Consider the following 16,336-nt stretch of genomic DNA (forward strand, 5'->3'; position numbering starts at 1 on the left):
CCCCGCTGCTCAAGTCCGGAGGGTTGATGACCCCGTTCCGTCCCTTGCATGAATCCTGGATTGTCCGGTCGGCGAGCGGCGACGTGCGGGCTCCGGCCACGGTGCCCGGTTGCGTGCACACCGACCTGCTCGCCGCCGGGCTGATCCCGGATCCCTACCTCGACGACAACGAGACCCGCGTGGCCTGGGTGGGCCGTACCGAGTGGCGTTACGAGACGGAGTTCTCGTGGGACGGCACCGAGCACGAGCACACCGACCTGGTCTGCGAAGGGCTCGACACCGTGGCCGAGATCGAGCTCAACGGTGTTCTCGTGGGCGAGACCGCGAACATGCATCGCTCCTACAGGTTCGACGTCCGCCACGCGCTGCGTATCGGAGGCAACCGGCTGGCGATCACGTTCCGGCCGGCGCGGCAGTACGCCGAGCGGCTGAAGGAGGAGCTCGGAGACCGGCCGAGCGCCTACACGGAGCCCTACAACTTCATCAGGAAGATGGCCTGCGACTTCGGCTGGGACTGGGGGCCGACGCTGGTCACGGCCGGCATCTGGAAGCCGATCGGGCTGCACGAGTGGAGCGGTGCCCGGCTGGCCGCCGTGCGGCCGGTGGTGAGCGTCGCCGACGGCGTCGCCCGGGTCGCCGTGCACGTCGAGGTCGAGCGGGCCGTCCAGGAGAAGCTGCTGATCACCGCCAGTGTCTGCGGCAGGTCGGTCATGGGAGCGCTCTCAACGGACAAAGCGTTGCTTGAGCTTGAGATCCCCCAGCCGGAGCTGTGGTGGCCTCGCGGGTACGGCGCGCAGCCGCTGCACGAGCTGACCGTGACCCTCGGCGACGAGGTGGACGTTCTCGACGTGTGGCAGTCGAAGATCGGGTTCCGGACGGTCGAGCTGGACACGGCGGACGGCGCCTTCACGATCGAGGTCAACGGCCGGCCGGTCTTCGCCAAGGGCGTCAACTGGATCCCCGACGACTGTTTCCCGGCCAGGATCGACCGTGCCCGCTACGCCGGGCGGCTCGCGCAGGCGTGCGAGGCCGGCGTCAACCTGATGCGCGTCTGGGGCGGCGGGCTCTACGAAAGCGACGACTTCTACGACCTGTGCGACGAGCTGGGGCTGCTGGTCTGGCAGGACTTCGCGTTCGCCTGCGCCGCCTATCCGGAGGAGGAGCCGCTGCGCTCGGAGGTCGAGGCCGAGGCCCGCGAGAACGTCACCCGGCTCATGCCGCATCCGAGCCTGGCCCTGTGGTGCGGCAACAACGAGAACATCTGGGGCCTGTTCGACTGGGGCTGGCGCGAGAAGCTGGCCGGGCGTAGCTGGGGCGAGGGCTACTACCTCGACCTGCTGCCCGGCATCGTGGCCGAGCTGGACCCGGGCAGGCCGTACTGGCCGGGCAGCCCGTACTCGGGGTCGATGGACCTGCATCCCAACGACCCTGAGCACCACAACATCCACATCTGGGACGTCTGGAACGAACGCGACTACACGGCCTACCGCGAATACCGGCCCCGGTTCGTCTCGGAGTTCGGCTTCCAGGGTCCCGCCACGTACGCGACCATCAAGCGGGCCATCGGCGACGAGCCGCTCACGCCCGACTCGCCCGGCATGCGGCACCACCAGAAGGCGATCGACGGCGAGCTCAAGCTGGCCGCCGGGCTCAAGCCGCACTTCCCGCCGCCCACGGGCTTCGACCGGTGGCACTACCTGACGCAGGTCAACCAGGCCAGGGCGATCCAGCTCGGCGTGGAGCACTTCCGGTCCTTGTGGCCGCACTGCGCGGGCACGATCGTCTGGCAGCTCAACGACTGCTGGCCCGTCACGTCGTGGTCCGCGATCGACGGCGACGGGCGCCGGAAACCGCTGTTCCACGCGCTGCGCCGGGCGTACGCCGACCGGCTGCTGACCGTGCAGCCGCGCGACGGCGGGCTGGCCCTGGTGGCCGTCAACGACACCGACAAGCCGTGGGTGAGCACGGCGGTGGCCGCGCGGCTCGGCGTGGACGGCGCGGAGCTCCAGGCCGAGAGCTTCGCCATCGAGGTGGCGCCGCGCGGCGCGGTCACCGTGCCCCTTGGCGTGGGTGAGCCGGCCGACCCCGCCAGAGAGCTGGTCGCGGTGCGCGCGGGGGAGCGCCGGGCGCTGTGGTTCTTCCTGCCGGACAAGGACCTCGACCTGCCCGAGGGGCGGTGCACGGTCACGGTCGAGGGGCGTGACGTCACCGTCAACGCTCACACGCTGGTCCGGGACCTGGCGATCTTCCCCGACCGGGTCCACCCCGACGCCGAGGTGGACGACCAACTCATCACGCTGCTGCCCGGCGAAAGCCATCGGTTCCGGCTGAATCGCGACATCGGAATGAGTGTGCCGATCACCTGGGTGAATGCCCATACCCCCCAATTGGAGATGTAGATGAGAGTCAAGCCGATCATGGCAGGCGCCATGCTTGCCGTACTCACCGCCTGTTCGGGCGGCGGGGTGCCGTTGACCGCCGGCAGCACCGCGCCCACCTCCGCGTCGGCGTCGGGCGGCGCCAAAGACGTGATGGTCAACGTCGCCGCCGGGACCGGCCAGTTCAGCGAGAACTTCAACCCGCTGGTCCAGGGCGTCCCCAACCTCATGGGCACGTGGGGGATGATCTACGAGCCGCTGATGTTCTTCAACCAGTCCAAGTCCGGCGACGTCCAGCCGCTGCTGGCCACCAAGTACGAGTTCGGCGACGACGGCACGTCGCTCACCTTCACCCTCCGCGAGGGCGTGAAGTGGAGCGACGGCAAACCGTTCACCGCCGAGGACGTGGCGTTCAACTTCCTCTACCGCCGCGACAAGAAGGACCTGAACGCGGCCGGCACCAACATCAAGGACGCCCAGGTCCTCAGCCCCACCCAGGTGAAGATCACCTTCACCGAGCGGATGTACACCAAGCTGTCGGACGTCGCGGGCGCCCCCACGTACATGGTGCCCAAGCACATCTGGGAGAAGATCGACAAGCCGAGCAAGGAGACCAACACCAAGCCGGTCGGCACGGGGCCGTTCATCATGGGCGAGTTCACGCCGCAGAGCTACACCTTGGTCAAGAACCCGCTGCACTGGGACACCGGCAAGCCCAAGATCGCCGGACTGCGGTTCTGGTCGTACAACAACAACGACGCCTCCATGCAGGCGCTGGTCGCCGGGCAGCTCGACTGGGGCGGGATGTTCATGCCCGAGCCGGACAAGCAGTTCGTGGCCAAGGACCCGCAGCACAACCAGTACAAGAACGAGGCCCACCTCTACATCACCAACCTGATCCCGAACCTGACCAAGGCGCCGCTCAACGACCTGGCCGTGCGCCAGGCCGTCAACGTCGCGCTCGACCGCGACAAGATCATCGACCTGGCGTTCGCCGGGCTCGGCAAGCCGGTCAGCCCGCTGGGCCTGGTGCTGCCGCTCTTCCAGGACTACGTCTCGCCGAAGTACGCCTCGCTGAAGCTGGAGTACAACCCGGACAAGGCCCGCCAGATCCTCGAGGCGGCCGGCTACACCAAGGGCGGCGACGGCTACTACGCCAAGGACGGCAAGCGCCTGTCCATCACCTGCCACCTGGTGACCGGCTGGACCGACTACGTCTCCGCCGCTCAGGTCATGAAGCAGCAGCTCAAGGAGGTCGGCATCGAGTTCAGGGCGAAGGAGGTCTCCTTCAACGCCTTCGTCGACATCCAGCAGAAGGGCGACTTCGAGTCGATGATGTGGAACGCCTGGGGCGGCCCCCACCCGTTCCAGATGTACAACAACATCCTCAACAGCAAGAACACGCCCCCGGCCAGCCAGAACATGGCCCGCTACAAGAACCAGGCCGTGGACGACGCGCTGAAGGTCATCGCCAACACCCCGCCGGAGCAGGCGGACACGATCAAGCAGGCCATCTACACCATCCAGGACGCGGTCGTGGCCGACCTGCCCTACATCCCGCTGCAGCAGTCCAGCTCCCTGGCGGAGTTCCGGACCACCAACGTCACCGGCTGGCCCAGCGAGCAGAACCCGTACGCGCTCGGCCTGCCGTTCTCCCACCCCGACAACGGCATCGTGGCCAAGAACCTCCAGCCGGCGCAGTAGTCACATGGCATATCTCTGGCGCAAGCTCGGGTTCTACGCGGTGGCGCTGTGGGCGGCACTGACGATCAACTTCTTCATCCCACGCCTCATCAGGGGCAACCCGGTCGACATCATCCTGTCGCGCTTCCAGACCAGGCAACCGCCGCCACCGGAGTTCCGCAGGACCCTGGAGATCATGTTCGGGGTCAGCGACGACCCGCTGTGGATCCAGTACCTCGCCTACCTACGCCACCTGGCCACCGGCGACCTGGGCACCTCCGTCCTCTACTATCCGGCCCCGGTGACCACGGTGATCGGCCAGGCGATGCCCTGGACGCTCGGGCTGGTCTCGATCTCGCTGCTGATCACGATGGGGCTGGGCGTCGGGCTGGGCATGGTGGCCGGGTGGCGGCGGGGGAGCTGGCTGGACAGCCTCATCCCGTCCACGACGTTCCTGGCCGCGATCCCGTACTTCTGGCTGGCGCTGCTCCTGCTCTTCCTCCTGGGCGGGGGGCTCGGCTGGTTCCCGCTCAACGGCGCCTACGACTACGCCCACGTACGCATGGGCTTCACCGGCGACTTCATCGGCAGCGTGCTCTACCACGGCGTGCTGCCCGCGCTCACGCTGGTGATCTCCGGCGTGGCGGGGTGGCTGCTGGGCATGCGCAACATGATGGTCTCGACCATGGCCGAGGACTACGTGGTCATGGCGCGGGCCAAGGGGCTGCGCCCGCGCCGGGTGATGATCGCGTACGCGGCCCGCAACGCCGTGCTGCCCAGCGTGACCGGGTTCGCGATCACGCTCGGCTTCTTCGTCGGCGGCCAGGTCGCCACCGAGGTGGTCTTCTCCTACCCCGGCGTGGGCTTCGCGCTGCTGCAGGCCGTCGGCAGCGCCGACTACCCGCTCATGCAGGGCCTCTTCCTCATGATCTCGGCGGCCGTGCTGGCCGCCAACCTCCTGGTCGATCTGCTGTACGGGCTGATCGACCCCCGAGTGCGGAAGGCGGGCTGAGGCCGTGACCGTCGTTGTAAGCCTGGCCGCTCCCCGGGACCGGCTGCTCGGCCTGCCGAGATCGGGCAAGCTCGTCACCGGCCTGGTGATCGTCGGCTTCTTCGCCCTGTTCGCCGTCATCGGGCCCGTGCTGGTCGGCGACCCCGAGGCCCTCGTGGCCGGACGGCTCGAATCACCGTCGGCGCAGCTCTGGCTCGGCTCGACCGACACCGGGCAGAGCGTGCTGGCCCAGTTGCTGCACGCCACGCGCGGGTCGATGCTGATCGGCCTGGTCGCCGGAGTGCTGGCCACGGCGGCCTCGCTGATCGTCGGCGTCGTCGGCGGGTATGTCGGCGGCTGGCTGGACGAGGCGTTCTCCCTGCTCAGCAACGTCACGCTGGTCATCCCCACGCTGCCGCTGCTGATCGTGGTCGCCGACTACGTCGAGGACAGCGGCCCGGTCACCTACGCGCTGATCATCTCCCTGATCAGCTGGGCGGGTCCGTCGCGGGTCATCCGGTCGCAGGTCATGTCGCTGCGCAACCGCGACTACGTGGACGCGGCCCGGGTGAGCGGCGAGCCGGGCTGGCGGATCATGATCTTCCACATCCTGCCCAACCTCACCCCCGTCATTGCCTCCGGGTTCGTCTGGGCGGTGATCGGGGCCATCCTTACCGAGTCGGGGCTGTCCGCGCTCGGCCTGGGTGGCGGCTCCGTCACCTCCTGGGGAGGAATGCTCTACTTCGCCCAGAACGGCTCCGCGCTCTCGCTGGGCGCCTGGTGGTGGTTCGTTCCGCCGGGGCTCTGCATCGCCGCGCTCGGCACCGGGCTCTCCCTGATCAACTTCAGCATCGACGAACTGATGAACCCGCGACTGCGAAAGGCGGCCGCATGAACGACACCGTTCTGTCCGTACGCAACCTGAGCGTGGCCTACGGACAGACCCGTGCGGTCCGCGACATCAGCTTCGAGCTGGGCCGGGGCCAGGTCCTCGGCATCGCGGGCGAGAGCGGCTGCGGCAAGTCGACGCTGGCGTACGCGATCAACCGGCTGTTGCAGCCACCCGGCAGGACCACCTCCGGCGAGGTGGTCTTCCACCCCCAGGACGGCGACCCGATCGACGTGCTCGCCCTGGACGGGGAGGCGCTGCGGCGCTTCCGCTGGCGGCGGGTGGCCATGGTCTTCCAGAGCGCCATGAACGCGCTCAATCCCGTGCTCAGCGTCCGGCGACAGCTCCACGACGTGTTCACCACCCACGAGCCGTCGATGTCCAAGCGCGAGCGGGAGGAGCGCTCCCGCGAACTGCTGAACCTGGTCGGCATCGACCCGGGACGCATCGGCTCCTACCCGCACGAGCTGTCGGGGGGCATGCGCCAGCGGGTGCTGATCGCGATGGCGATGGCGCTCAACCCCGACGTGGTCGTCCTGGACGAGCCCACCACGGCACTGGACGTGGTGGTGCAGCGCGACATCCTGGAGGAGATCGACCGGCTGCGGGAGATGTTCGGCTTCGCCGTCGTCTTCATCACCCACGACCTGTCGCTGCTGCTGGAGATCAGCGATCAGCTCGCGATCATGTACGGCGGCCGCATCGTCGAGTACGGCACCAGCAAGGACACCCTCCTCCAGCCCCGCCACCCCTACACGGTGGGCCTGCTCAACTCCTTTCCCAGCCTGCGCGGCGAACGCCAGGCGCTGCACGGCATCCCCGGCAGCCCGCCCGACCTGTCGAAGGAGGTGACGGGCTGCTCGTTCGCGCCCCGCTGCCCGTACGCCTTCGAGGGCTGTCACAAGTACGAGCCCGAGCTCGACTCGATCCAGGACTCCTTCGTGGCCTGCCTGCAGTACGACCGCAGGCTGCACCCCGCCCGCCCCGACCGGCGCCTGCTGGAACGCCGCTTCGAGTACGCCGAGCACGAGGTGACCTCATGACGTCGATGACGGTCAGCCACCTGAGCAAGACCTTCAAACTCTCCAGGAAGGAGCGCCTCAGGGCGGTCGACGACGTCTCCTTCGACCTGCGCTCCGGCGAGACCACCGCGCTGGTGGGGGAGAGCGGCAGCGGCAAGTCCACGATCGCCCGCATGCTGGCCAGGCTCGTCACGCCCACCTCCGGCGAGATCCTGCTGGAGACCTCGGACTACCGCAAAGACGTACAGATGGTCTTCCAGGACCCGTTCGCGTCGCTCAATCCGGCCCACACGATCGGCTACCACCTGCGCCGCCCCCTGGAGATCCACAAGACGCCGGGCACGGCCGAGGAGCTTCTGGAGCGGGTCAACCTGCCCGCCGCCTTCGCCCGCAGATATCCGCACGAACTGTCCGGCGGCCAGCGGCAGCGGGTGGCGATCGCCCGGGCGCTGGCCCCGCGCCCCAAGGTGCTGCTGGCCGACGAGCCGGTCTCGATGCTGGACGTGTCGATCCGGCTGGAGATACTCAACCTGATCGACCGGCTCAAGAGCGAAGAGGATCTGGCCGTCCTCTACGTCACGCACGACCTGGCCACCGCCCGGCACTTCGCCCGCGACATCATGGTCATGTACCGGGGACAGATCGTCGAACGCGGCCCGGCCGACGACGTCATCCTCACGCCGGGGCATCCGTACACCCGGCTGCTGGCCGAGGCCGCCCCCGACCCCTGGGCCGCGCACGAGGGCGAGCGGCCACCCCGGCAGGAGCGCAGGAACGGGCCGCCGCTCGCCGGCGGGTGCCTGTTCCGCAACCGCTGCCCGTACGCCACCGACGCGTGCGCCGACGAAGTCCCCACGTACGGGGAGGAGCACCTCGTCCGCTGTGTCCTCCACGCTCCGGACCGGCAGGCGATGGAACGGGATGGAACGCCCTCCTAACAGAGAAGGGGACCGAGGGAGAGTTCACGATGGCGAAGTTCATGGATGTGCACAGCGGGTTCGTCGGCGTCACCGAGGAGCAGCTGCGCGAGGCTCACGAGCGCGACCTCGCGGTCGAAGGCGAGGAGGGCGTGCACTTCGAGCGCGCCTGGCTCGACCCCGAGTCCGGCAAGGTGTTCTGCCTGTCGTCCGGACCGTCGAAGGAGGCGGTGCAGCGGGTGCACGAGAAGGCCGGACACCCCACCTCGGAGATCTACGAGCTGCCGATCGAGGTGGAGTAGCCGCCGTGCCTTACCGGCGGCACCTGAACCCGGGTGCCGCCGGAGCCGTACCTCTTGTCGACTGTCTGGAGCGGAAAGTCCTGTTGCGTTCAGGTCTCAGGAGGACCCCGGCGTCTTTCTAGATGGGCGGGCGATGGCACACGGCACCAAGCACGGCGACGCGGTGGACAGGAGAACCGGCGACGACCCAGGGTGGGTCGGCGGCCATCGCATCATCCGCCGGCTCGGCGAGGGTGGGATGGGCATCGTCTACCTCGCCGAGGGCCGTGGGCGGAGACTGGTGGCGGTCAAGGTCATCCACCGGCACCTGGCCGGTGACCCGGAGTTCCGCCGGCGGTTCCGCCGCGAGGTCGCGACCGCGCGGCGGGTCGCCCGCTTCTCCACGGCTCCCGTGCTCGAGGCCGATGTGGACGGCGAGACGGCGTACGTCGTGACCGAGTACGTGCCGGGGCCGACGCTGTACCGCGCGGTCATGGAGCGGGGGCCGATGTCGGGCTCGGAGCTCGAGGGACTCGCCATGAGCACGGCGGTCGCGTTGGGGGCGATCCACGCGTCGGGCGTCGTCCACCGGGACCTCAAACCGTCGAACGTGCTGCTGTCCCCCGTGGGCCCGAAGGTCATCGACTTCGGCCTCGCCTTCTCGGCCGACTCCACCACGCTCTCCGTCACCGCGATGGGCACGCCGGCGTACATGTCTCCGGAGCAGGCCCGCGGGACGGCTACGCCGGCCTCCGACGTCTTCTCGTGGGGAGGTGTCGTGGTCTTCGCGGCCTGCGGGCAGCCGCCGTTCGGCACCGGGGCGGGTCACGGGGTGCTCTACCGGGTGATCCACGACGACCCAGTCCTCCCCCGACTGGACGGCGTCCTCGGCGACCTGGTGCGGCGCGCGCTGAGCAAGGACCCGACGGGTCGCCCGACGGCCGCGGAGATCGTGGACGCACTCGCCGGGGGCACGACAAGACGCCTTTCACCCGCCTCGGTGCCGACTCGGGCCGGGGACACTCCGCCCGAGGCACGCAGGACCGATCCCCTGGGCGTCTCGGCGGGGGACGTTCCGTCGCGCGGGGCCGACCCTCTGGGTGCCTCGGCGGGGGACGTTCTGCCCGTGGCGCGCGGGGCCGAGCCCCCGCGTGCTCCGTTCGAAGCGCCCCGGAGCAAGCTTTCTCGCACCGATTCCAAAGGTCAGCCGACCACTCCCGAGCCGGGTGGCGTCGCTGAGCCGGGCAAGGGCCGACGCCGACGTCGTCGGGCCGCGTCCAGGCGATGGGTGTGGGCCGGCGCGCTCGCCCTGGTGATGGCGGGCACCGTCCTCACCATCCAGGCGACCGCCGACCGCGGCCTTCCGGGCTTGTCCATGCGGACCCCCGCCGTCGCGGAGGACGCCGGCGCGCGGTGGCGGAAGCTCCCCGGCGAGAACCCGTTGCGCGCCGACGCCGTACGGTTCTACGCGCAGCCGGACACCGAAGCGGCACGGCAGGCCCGGACCTGGTCGGCCCAGGGCAGGACGGCCGACGCCGCCCTCATACGGGCCATGTCGGAGGTCCCCCAGGCCATCTGGCTCGCCGGTGGCTCACCCGCCGACGTCTCCCGTACGGTGCGTGAGACCGTCACCCAGGCGGACCGACAGCGGACCGTCCCGGTGTTCGTCACCAACAACATCCCGGGACGTGACTGCTGGAACGGCGGCGCCCCGAACACCGAGACCTACCGGGCATGGATCGACGCGGTGGCCGAGGGCATCGGGAACCGGCCCGCAGTCGTCGCCCTGGAGCCCAGCGGCCTGGCGCGGATACCCGGCGGCCCGGAATGCCCGCGGGGCGGGGAGGCCGCCGCCGTCCAGCGGTACGGCGATCTCTCCTACGCCGTGGAGACCCTCACCGGCCTGGCCGACACCGCCGTCTACCTCGACGGCGGGCTGGCGGGGTGGCCCGCGTTCACACAGATCGCCGACCGGCTGGTCAACGCGGGGGCGGCCCACGCCGACGGCTTCTACGTCAACATCGTCGGCTACCGCCCGACCGATCGCTCGCTCGCCTACGCCGCGAAGCTGTCCAGGTGCGTCCACCTGAGGACGGTGTCGCGGACGGCCTCGTGCGCCGACGCGGCTCTCGCCGCCGTACCGGACGACGCGCCCGGCCTGCCGCACTTCATCGTCGACACGAGCCGGAACGGTGCGGGCGAATGGCAGCCGCCGGCCGGGCGGTTCCCGGTGCCGGACGAATGGTGCAACCCTCCCGGCAGAGGTGCCGGGGCACGGCCGACCGCCGGCACCGGGAGGCCGCTGACCGACGCGTTGCTCTGGCTCAACAGCCCCGGGTTCTCCAACGGCCAGTGCACCCGCGGCACCTCGGGACCGGCGGACCCGGCGTACGGCATCGTCACCCCGGCCGCCGGCCAGTGGTGGCCCGACCAAGCACTGGAGAGAGCGCGGAACGCGGTTCCGCCGCTGACGTCCGCGACCCCCTAGCCGCGGCCGTCCGAGGAGATGGACGGCACCAGGTGCCGGTTGTGCACCAGCCAGATGGCCCGCTCCAGGTCAGGGGTGAGATAGCGGTCATCGCCCAGGGGCGTGATGTACCCCCGGATCTCCGCCAGCAGGGACCGCGTGACGGCGCCGAGCGGCAAGCCCGCCATCTTCTGCGCGATGAGGTCGATTCCCTGGGCGGACATCAGGTACTGGACCGCCAGCACGATCTCCAGCCGGTCGAGGTTCTCGTGCAGGTGCCGGACCGAGGCCATCGCCATCGTGTTGTGGTCCTCCTGCCCATCCTTGACCGGCCGGGACAGGGTGCCCGCCGGTGTGGCCCTGGCCTGCATCTCCGGGATCAGCGCGGCGGCCACCGTCTGCACCTGCACCATTCCGGAGTTCAGGCCGACCGCCCCACCGGCGAGATTGGCCGGCAGGTCGTAGCTCCACCTGGGGGACAGCAGCCGCCCCGACAACTCCTGCGACAGCACCCCGAGGTCGGTGATCTCCGCGTTCACGGTGTCGGCGAGGTGCCCCATGACGGAGCCGTCCCAGTTGCCGCCCATCACGAACTCGTACCCCGGCCCTTGATCGCGCTTGAAGACCAACGGGTTGGAGGTCGAGGCGTTGGCCTCCCGCACCAGGGTCCGGCGCGTTTCGGCGAGCACGTGCCGCAGCCCGGCCATGATGTGCGGCGCCGCCCGCACCGACACCGCGTCCTGGACCCGTGGGTGGTAGTTCGCCGGGTCGAGGCGCTTGCGGCCCTCTTCGGTCATCCAGCCTGAGCCCGCCACCATCGCGCGCAGTCGCGCGGCGATCGAGTTCTGCTCGGGGATGCGGCGTTCTTCGTGGGTACGCGCGTCCAGCGATCCCTGCTCGGCCCTGGTCGCCTCCATGAACAGGGCGAAAGCGCCTTCTGCCTGGTCGGCGAGTACGGTGGCCCGGTGTACGGCGTCCATCAGCGTGGCGGCCAGGACGGTGCTGCCGCTGATGATCGGCAGCGCTTCCCCGGCCCGCAAGGTGAAGCCGGCGGCCAGCCCGGCCTTCGGCAGCAGCTCGGAGGCGGGTCCCTCCACACCCCGGTAGCGCACCGGCGCGTCCTCGCCGATCGCCGCCAGCCCGGCCGCCGCCTGCGGCTGCAGGTCTCCGGTGCCCAGCGAGCCGATTTGCGGCATCCGCGGTACGACCCCGGCGTTGACCATGGCCAGCAGCCGCTGGGGCACCTCGGGGCGTACGCCGACCGTTCCTCTGGCCATCTGGTTCGCCTTGAGAATCAAGGCCAGCCTGACCACGTTGTCGGGCAGCGGCTCCCCGACGCCCGCGGCGTGGGAGCGCAGCACGTTGCGCTGGAACTGCTCCGCCTCCTCGGGCGTCAGCGGACGGTCCTTCAGCGGCCCGAGCGCCTGGTTCCACCCGTACACCCGCTGGTCGTCCAGGGCCGCCAGCGCTCCCGCCCGCGTCTCGGCCATGTGCGCCCACGCGTCCGCCGCGAGCCGCACGGAGACGGGACGGCCCTCCAGGATCGCGAAGGAGTCCCGCAGAGAGAGCGAGTCGCCGTCCAGCACCAGGTCCAACACCGGCGGCGCTTCAGGATCGGCGACCGCCTGCCCCGGCACGCACAGGGCGGCGAGCAGGCCCACGCCGGCGGCTATTCGTCCTACATGGGTCATCAAGTCGTCCCCCGAGCCTCACGACGAAGATCAATGCCGCTCCGTTATAGCCACCGGACGAACGAGAGCCAGAGAGGGCTCAACACCGGGAGACGAGTGCTGACTCGGCCTCGACCAGACCTATGACCGGCGCTTACTTCTCCAACGAGCACCAAGCCCTGAGTCAGTCGACCAGGCCGGCACGATGGGCGGTGATGGCCACCTGGACGCGGTTGGTGACGCCGAGCTTGTCGAACAGGTGCGAGACATGGCTCTTCACGGTCGCCTCGCTCATGTGGTGTTCGTCACGCTGCTCGCGCTGACCCTGACCGGCGACACCAGCATCCTGTACGGGGCGCCGACGAGCCTGCGGGCTCTGCTGCTCCTGCCCCCGTTGTTCCTCGCCCTCACCGCCGCCGCCACCGCGGTCACCGTCACGAGCTGGAATCGACCGCACATCGGCCTCGCGGCCCGCGGGCACCAGGTGACCCTGCTGGTGGGAATGCTCGGCCTGACCTGGTTCTGCCAGCACTGGAACCTGATCGGCTGGCAGTTCGGCTGACTGGTTCCTCAGGGCGCCGCCAGCAGCGAGACGAGATCATCCCATCGGGAGACGAGCAATCCCAGAATGGCGCCGAAGACGCCGACGATGGCGCTGAGAGTCGGATCGAAGGAACCGTTCACGAATGACGCCGCCAGCCCGAGCAGGGCGATCACGACGAGAAGAACGTTGCGGACCACATGCGATACGCCCAAGGGCGTCTGGGAGGCGCCGAAGCAGCGGCAGGTGACGGACTTCCCCCGCCGGACGACCATGGCGACGGCGACGGCGAGACACCCGAGCAGCCCGGCGGCGATGATGAACGCCGCTGATCCGGCCCAGCGGAGGGGAACGGCGGCCAGCACGATGACCGCGCCCTCGGCCACCGCCGTGGCTACTGCCGCCGCCGGGGCCCGCGCCTCGCCGACGACCGCCATCGCTCTGGTCGACTCGACGAATTCGCCCCAGGCCCTGCGGCTGTAGATCTTGCTCCCCAGGGCGAGCGCGAACATCGTGAGCAGCAGCAGTCTGCTCGCCACATCGACGTACTGCATGATCACAACCTAGCCACGGGGGAGCGAATCCAGCAAGAGCGCTGCTTCCCGCGTATCGCTGCCAAAGGGGTTCGTTACCCTCGAAGATCCACAAGCAGGGGGTAAACCGTCGTGCTGATTCGGTTGCTCGGAACCATCGAGGTGGAGCATTCGGGCCAGACCCAGCCCGTACGGCCGCCGCAGGTCGCGCTCGCACTCGCCGCGCTGGCGTGGGAGGTTCGCCGGGTCGTGTCCGTCGAGACGCTCCTCGCCCGGGTCTGGGGCGAGCAGGTTCCGCCCGGCGCGCGGCGCACCCTGTACACGATCATCACCCGCATCCGCCGCGACGTGCTGGCGGGTGACGGCGCCGTCGTCCACCGGCTCGGGGGTTATCTGCTCGACGTGGACGAGTCCGCGGTGGACGTGTCGCGGTTCCGGAGCCTCGCCTACCAGGCGATGGCCGAGCCGGATCCGGCGCCGCTGCTGGCTGATGCTCTCGCGTTGTGGCGCGGCGACCCACTGACCGGGCTGCCCGGCGAATGGGCCGAGCGGGCCCGCCACCGGCTGCGCGACGAACGCAAGGAGACCATGCTGCGATGGGCGCGGACGGTGACCGGCCGTGACGCCGCGGCCGCGGTGGCGGCACTGTCCCCGCTGGCCGACGAGTACCCGCTGGACGAGCTCCTGGCGGCCGCGCTGATCGAGGCGCTGCACGCGTGGGGGCGGACCGCCGACGCGCTGGCGCACTTCGCGCAGGTACGCCGGACGCTCGCCGATGAGCTGGGCGTCGAGCCGGGCACGGAACTGCGGCGCGTCCATCGGACGCTGCTGCGGTCCGGCGACGCGGCCGAGACCGGACACGTGGTCCCGGCCCAGTTGCCGGTCGACCTGAGAGGCTTCGTCGGGCGGGCGCCGGAGCTGGAACGACTGGCCGCGATCGCGACCGGCGAACGGCCGGAGACCGCGGCGGTCTGCGCGATCTCGGGACCGCCCGGGGTGGGCAAGTCGTCACTCGCGCTGCGCTGGGCGCATCTGAATCGCGACCGTTTCCCGGACGGGCAGCTGTACGCCGATCTCAGCACGTTCGACCCGGCCGACGCGGCCGTGGTCCTGCCCCGGTTCCTCAGCGCGCTCGCGGTCCCGGAGTCCCAGGTGCCGTCGGGCGCCGAGGCCCGGATCGGGCTCTACCGCAGCATGCTGGCCTCCCGGCGGGTCCTCGTCGTGCTCGACGACGCCCGCGCCGCCGAACAGGTACGCCCGTTGCTGGCCACCGCGCCGGGATGCCTGACGCTGATCACCAGCCGATCCGAGCTGTCCGGCCTCGCGGTCACCGCGGGTGCCTCCCTGGTGTGCCTGGACGTCCTGCCGGACGACGACGCCTACCGCCTCCTGTCGGCGAGGCTGGGCGAGCCGCGGCTGGCGGCGGAGCCCGAAGCCGCCGCGCTGATCATCCGCCGGTGCGGCCGGCTGCCGCTGGCCCTGGCGATCGTCGCGGCGCAACTGGCGCAGCGCACCGATCTGCCGCTGGCGGAGGTCGCCGCCGACCTCGCGCGGGCCGGCGCGGACCTGGAGCCGTTCGCCCACAGCGACCCGGCCGTTGACCTGCGCAGAGTGTTCGGGCGGTCGTATCGGGACCTGCCCGAGCCCGCGATCCGGCTGTTCCGGCGCCTCGGGCGACACCCCGGGCCGCACCTGCCGCTCGCCGCGGCGGCGAGCCTGGCCGCTCTGCCGGTGGACCGCACCCGGGAATTGGCCGCGCAGCTCGACCGCGCCAACCTGGTCGGCCTCCGCTCACCCGGCCGCCTGCGGCTGCACGACCTGCTGCGGGTGTACGCGCTGGAGCAGGAGCGGGCCGCCGACAGCCGGACGGTACAGCGTGCGGCGACGCGGCGGCTGCTGGACTACTACCTGTGTTCGGCGTACGCCGCGAGCGAGGTCTGTTACCCGCACCGCGAGAAGCTGAAGCTGGAACCGCGGGCACGGGGTGCCGTGCCGGAGTCCTTCGCCGGGCCGGCGGAGGCCCTGCGCTGGTACGCCGACGAGTCGGTGGCGCTGCCGGGGTTGCTGGCGGAGGCGACGGCGGCCGGGCTGGACCGGCACGCGTGGCAACTGGCGTGGGCGTTCTCCGAGTTCATGCAGCGCCGCGGTCCATGGGAGCAAATCCTGCGCGTTCAGGGGGTGGCGTTGGACGCGGCCAGGCGGCTCGGCGACCGGCCGGCCCAAGCCCGCTGCCACAACAGCATCGCCCGCGCCCACGTCAGGCTAGGCCGCGACCGGGAGGCCGTCGAGCACTTCGATCAGGCGCTGGAGCTGTATCGGGACCTCGACGAGCCGGTCCTGAAGGCGCACGTCCACCTGGGCCTGACCGTCCCGCTGAACCGGGTGCGACCCGGCGAAGTGCTGGACCACGCGCTGCGCGCGCGGGAACTGTTCCGGCAGGCCGGCGACGTCATCGGCGAGGCGCGGGCGTTGAACAACGCGGGCTGGTTACGAGCCCGGATCGGCGAGTACGACCAGGCGCTGGCCGACTGCCGCCGAGCGCAGCGCATCCTGGCCGAGCTCGGGTACGCCCAGGGCGAGGGGCACGCCTGGGACAGCATCGCCACCGTACTGGAGGCCAAAGGCGACTTCGGGCAGGCGGTGGCGGCCTACGAGCGGGCGGTGGAGCTGTGGCGCGGCTGCGACGACCTGCACCCGGCCGCCGAGACGCTGGTCCGGCTGGGCGAGACGCAGCTGCGGGCGGGTGACACCGCGGCCGCGCTCGACGCCTGGAAGCGGGCGGCGGAGTGCTACGACGCCCTCGGCGACGCCCAGGCCGGCAAGGTGCGCGCCCGCATCGCGTCCGCCGACCAGCCGTCCCACCAGCCGCCCGGCCAGCCTCCCGACCAGCCCTCCGACCAGCCTTCCGACCAGCCTTCCGACCAGCGGAGATAGGCCGTTAAGAAATCATTGAGAAATCGCTCA

Annotated in this window: 13 protein-coding genes; 10 read left to right on the top strand and 3 right to left on the bottom strand. The window is 70.5% G+C overall.

Features of this window, described 5'->3' with window-relative positions:
- The first annotated feature begins 26 nt into the window (after positions 1-26).
- The 8 genes from KLK06_RS37205 to KLK06_RS37240 all read left to right on the top strand — a co-directional run bounded on the left by KLK06_RS37205 (position 27) and on the right by KLK06_RS37240 (position 10,649).
- Positions 27-2,399, top strand: coding sequence for a glycoside hydrolase family 2 protein (locus KLK06_RS37205; protein ID WP_214640327.1), 2,373 nt, complete (start codon positions 27-29; stop codon positions 2,397-2,399).
- Positions 2,400-4,082: an ABC transporter substrate-binding protein gene (locus KLK06_RS37210; protein ID WP_214640328.1), complete on the top strand. Its 1,683-nt coding sequence runs from the start codon at positions 2,400-2,402 to the stop codon at positions 4,080-4,082.
- Between the two features lie 4 nt (positions 4,083-4,086).
- Positions 4,087-5,073 carry an ABC transporter permease gene (locus tag KLK06_RS37215; RefSeq protein WP_214640329.1) on the top strand — a complete coding sequence of 329 codons (987 nt, stop codon included), beginning with the start codon at positions 4,087-4,089 and terminating at the stop codon, positions 5,071-5,073.
- Positions 5,074-5,077: 4 nt separating this feature from the next.
- Positions 5,078-5,947 carry an ABC transporter permease gene (locus KLK06_RS37220; RefSeq protein ID WP_214640330.1) on the top strand — a complete coding sequence of 290 codons (870 nt, stop codon included), beginning with the start codon at positions 5,078-5,080 and terminating at the stop codon, positions 5,945-5,947.
- Positions 5,944-6,984 carry an ABC transporter ATP-binding protein gene (locus tag KLK06_RS37225; RefSeq protein WP_214640331.1) on the top strand — a complete coding sequence of 347 codons (1,041 nt, stop codon included), beginning with the start codon at positions 5,944-5,946 and terminating at the stop codon, positions 6,982-6,984. Before KLK06_RS37220 ends, KLK06_RS37225 begins: the two co-directional genes overlap by 4 nt.
- Positions 6,981-7,901 (top strand): ABC transporter ATP-binding protein, encoded by a 921-nt coding sequence (locus KLK06_RS37230; protein ID WP_214640332.1) that lies wholly within the window; start codon positions 6,981-6,983, stop codon positions 7,899-7,901. The genes KLK06_RS37225 and KLK06_RS37230 overlap by 4 nt, the downstream gene beginning before the upstream one ends.
- 29 nt (positions 7,902-7,930) lie before the next feature.
- Positions 7,931-8,182, top strand: coding sequence for an SCO4226 family nickel-binding protein (locus KLK06_RS37235; protein WP_214640333.1), 252 nt, complete (start codon positions 7,931-7,933; stop codon positions 8,180-8,182).
- A 133-nt stretch (positions 8,183-8,315) separates the two neighbouring features.
- Positions 8,316-10,649: a glycoside hydrolase family 6 protein gene (locus KLK06_RS37240; protein ID WP_214640334.1), complete on the top strand. Its 2,334-nt coding sequence runs from the start codon at positions 8,316-8,318 to the stop codon at positions 10,647-10,649.
- On the opposite strand, the gene hutH is transcribed toward KLK06_RS37240, so the two are convergent.
- Together hutH and KLK06_RS37250 are read right to left on the bottom strand one after the other, a co-directional pair.
- Positions 10,646-12,319 carry a histidine ammonia-lyase gene (hutH, locus tag KLK06_RS37245; protein ID WP_214640335.1) on the bottom strand — a complete coding sequence of 558 codons (1,674 nt, stop codon included), beginning with the start codon at positions 12,317-12,319 and terminating at the stop codon, positions 10,646-10,648. The two genes, KLK06_RS37240 and hutH, sit on opposite strands and share 4 nt — an antisense overlap.
- A 163-nt stretch (positions 12,320-12,482) precedes the next feature.
- Positions 12,483-12,578: a hypothetical protein gene (locus KLK06_RS37250; RefSeq protein ID WP_308168617.1), complete on the bottom strand. Its 96-nt coding sequence runs from the start codon at positions 12,576-12,578 to the stop codon at positions 12,483-12,485.
- On the opposite strand from KLK06_RS37250, the gene KLK06_RS37255 reads away from it, so the two are divergent.
- The gene (locus KLK06_RS37255; RefSeq protein WP_214640427.1) at positions 12,567-12,860 is read left to right on the top strand and encodes a hypothetical protein; all 294 of its coding nucleotides are present in this window, start codon (positions 12,567-12,569) and stop codon (positions 12,858-12,860) included. The genes KLK06_RS37250 and KLK06_RS37255 overlap by 12 nt on opposite strands.
- Before the next feature lie 8 nt (positions 12,861-12,868).
- On the opposite strand, the gene KLK06_RS37260 is transcribed toward KLK06_RS37255, so the two are convergent.
- Positions 12,869-13,393 (bottom strand): MauE/DoxX family redox-associated membrane protein, encoded by a 525-nt coding sequence (locus KLK06_RS37260; protein ID WP_214640337.1) that lies wholly within the window; start codon positions 13,391-13,393, stop codon positions 12,869-12,871.
- Positions 13,394-13,504: 111 nt separating this feature from the next.
- Here KLK06_RS37260 and KLK06_RS37265 point away from each other — a divergent pair, with 111 nt between their 5' ends.
- Positions 13,505-16,306: a BTAD domain-containing putative transcriptional regulator gene (locus tag KLK06_RS37265; RefSeq protein WP_214640338.1), complete on the top strand. Its 2,802-nt coding sequence runs from the start codon at positions 13,505-13,507 to the stop codon at positions 16,304-16,306.
- The last annotated feature ends 30 nt before the right edge of the window (positions 16,307-16,336 follow it).

Origin of the sequence: Nonomuraea sp. NEAU-A123 (genome assembly GCF_018603905.1) — a bacterium.
Lineage (GTDB): Bacteria > Actinomycetota > Actinomycetes > Streptosporangiales > Streptosporangiaceae > Nonomuraea.

What these genes read in the sequence shown, in the direction of transcription:
- KLK06_RS37255 (WP_214640427.1), top strand. Translation starts at nt 12,567, where the DNA reads ATGGCTCTTCACGGTCGCCTCGCTCATGTGGTGTTCGTCACGCTGCTC.
- KLK06_RS37205 (WP_214640327.1), top strand. Translation starts at nt 27, where the DNA reads ATGACCCCGTTCCGTCCCTTGCATGAATCCTGGATTGTCCGGTCGGCG.
- KLK06_RS37235 (WP_214640333.1), top strand. Translation starts at nt 7,931, where the DNA reads ATGGCGAAGTTCATGGATGTGCACAGCGGGTTCGTCGGCGTCACCGAG.
- KLK06_RS37215 (WP_214640329.1), top strand. Translation starts at nt 4,087, where the DNA reads ATGGCATATCTCTGGCGCAAGCTCGGGTTCTACGCGGTGGCGCTGTGG.
- KLK06_RS37260 (WP_214640337.1), bottom strand. Translation starts at nt 13,393, where the DNA reads ATGCAGTACGTCGATGTGGCGAGCAGACTGCTGCTGCTCACGATGTTC.
- hutH (WP_214640335.1), bottom strand. Translation starts at nt 12,319, where the DNA reads ATGACCCATGTAGGACGAATAGCCGCCGGCGTGGGCCTGCTCGCCGCC.
- KLK06_RS37225 (WP_214640331.1), top strand. Translation starts at nt 5,944, where the DNA reads ATGAACGACACCGTTCTGTCCGTACGCAACCTGAGCGTGGCCTACGGA.
- KLK06_RS37210 (WP_214640328.1), top strand. Translation starts at nt 2,400, where the DNA reads ATGAGAGTCAAGCCGATCATGGCAGGCGCCATGCTTGCCGTACTCACC.
- KLK06_RS37240 (WP_214640334.1), top strand. Translation starts at nt 8,316, where the DNA reads ATGGCACACGGCACCAAGCACGGCGACGCGGTGGACAGGAGAACCGGC.
- KLK06_RS37230 (WP_214640332.1), top strand. Translation starts at nt 6,981, where the DNA reads ATGACGTCGATGACGGTCAGCCACCTGAGCAAGACCTTCAAACTCTCC.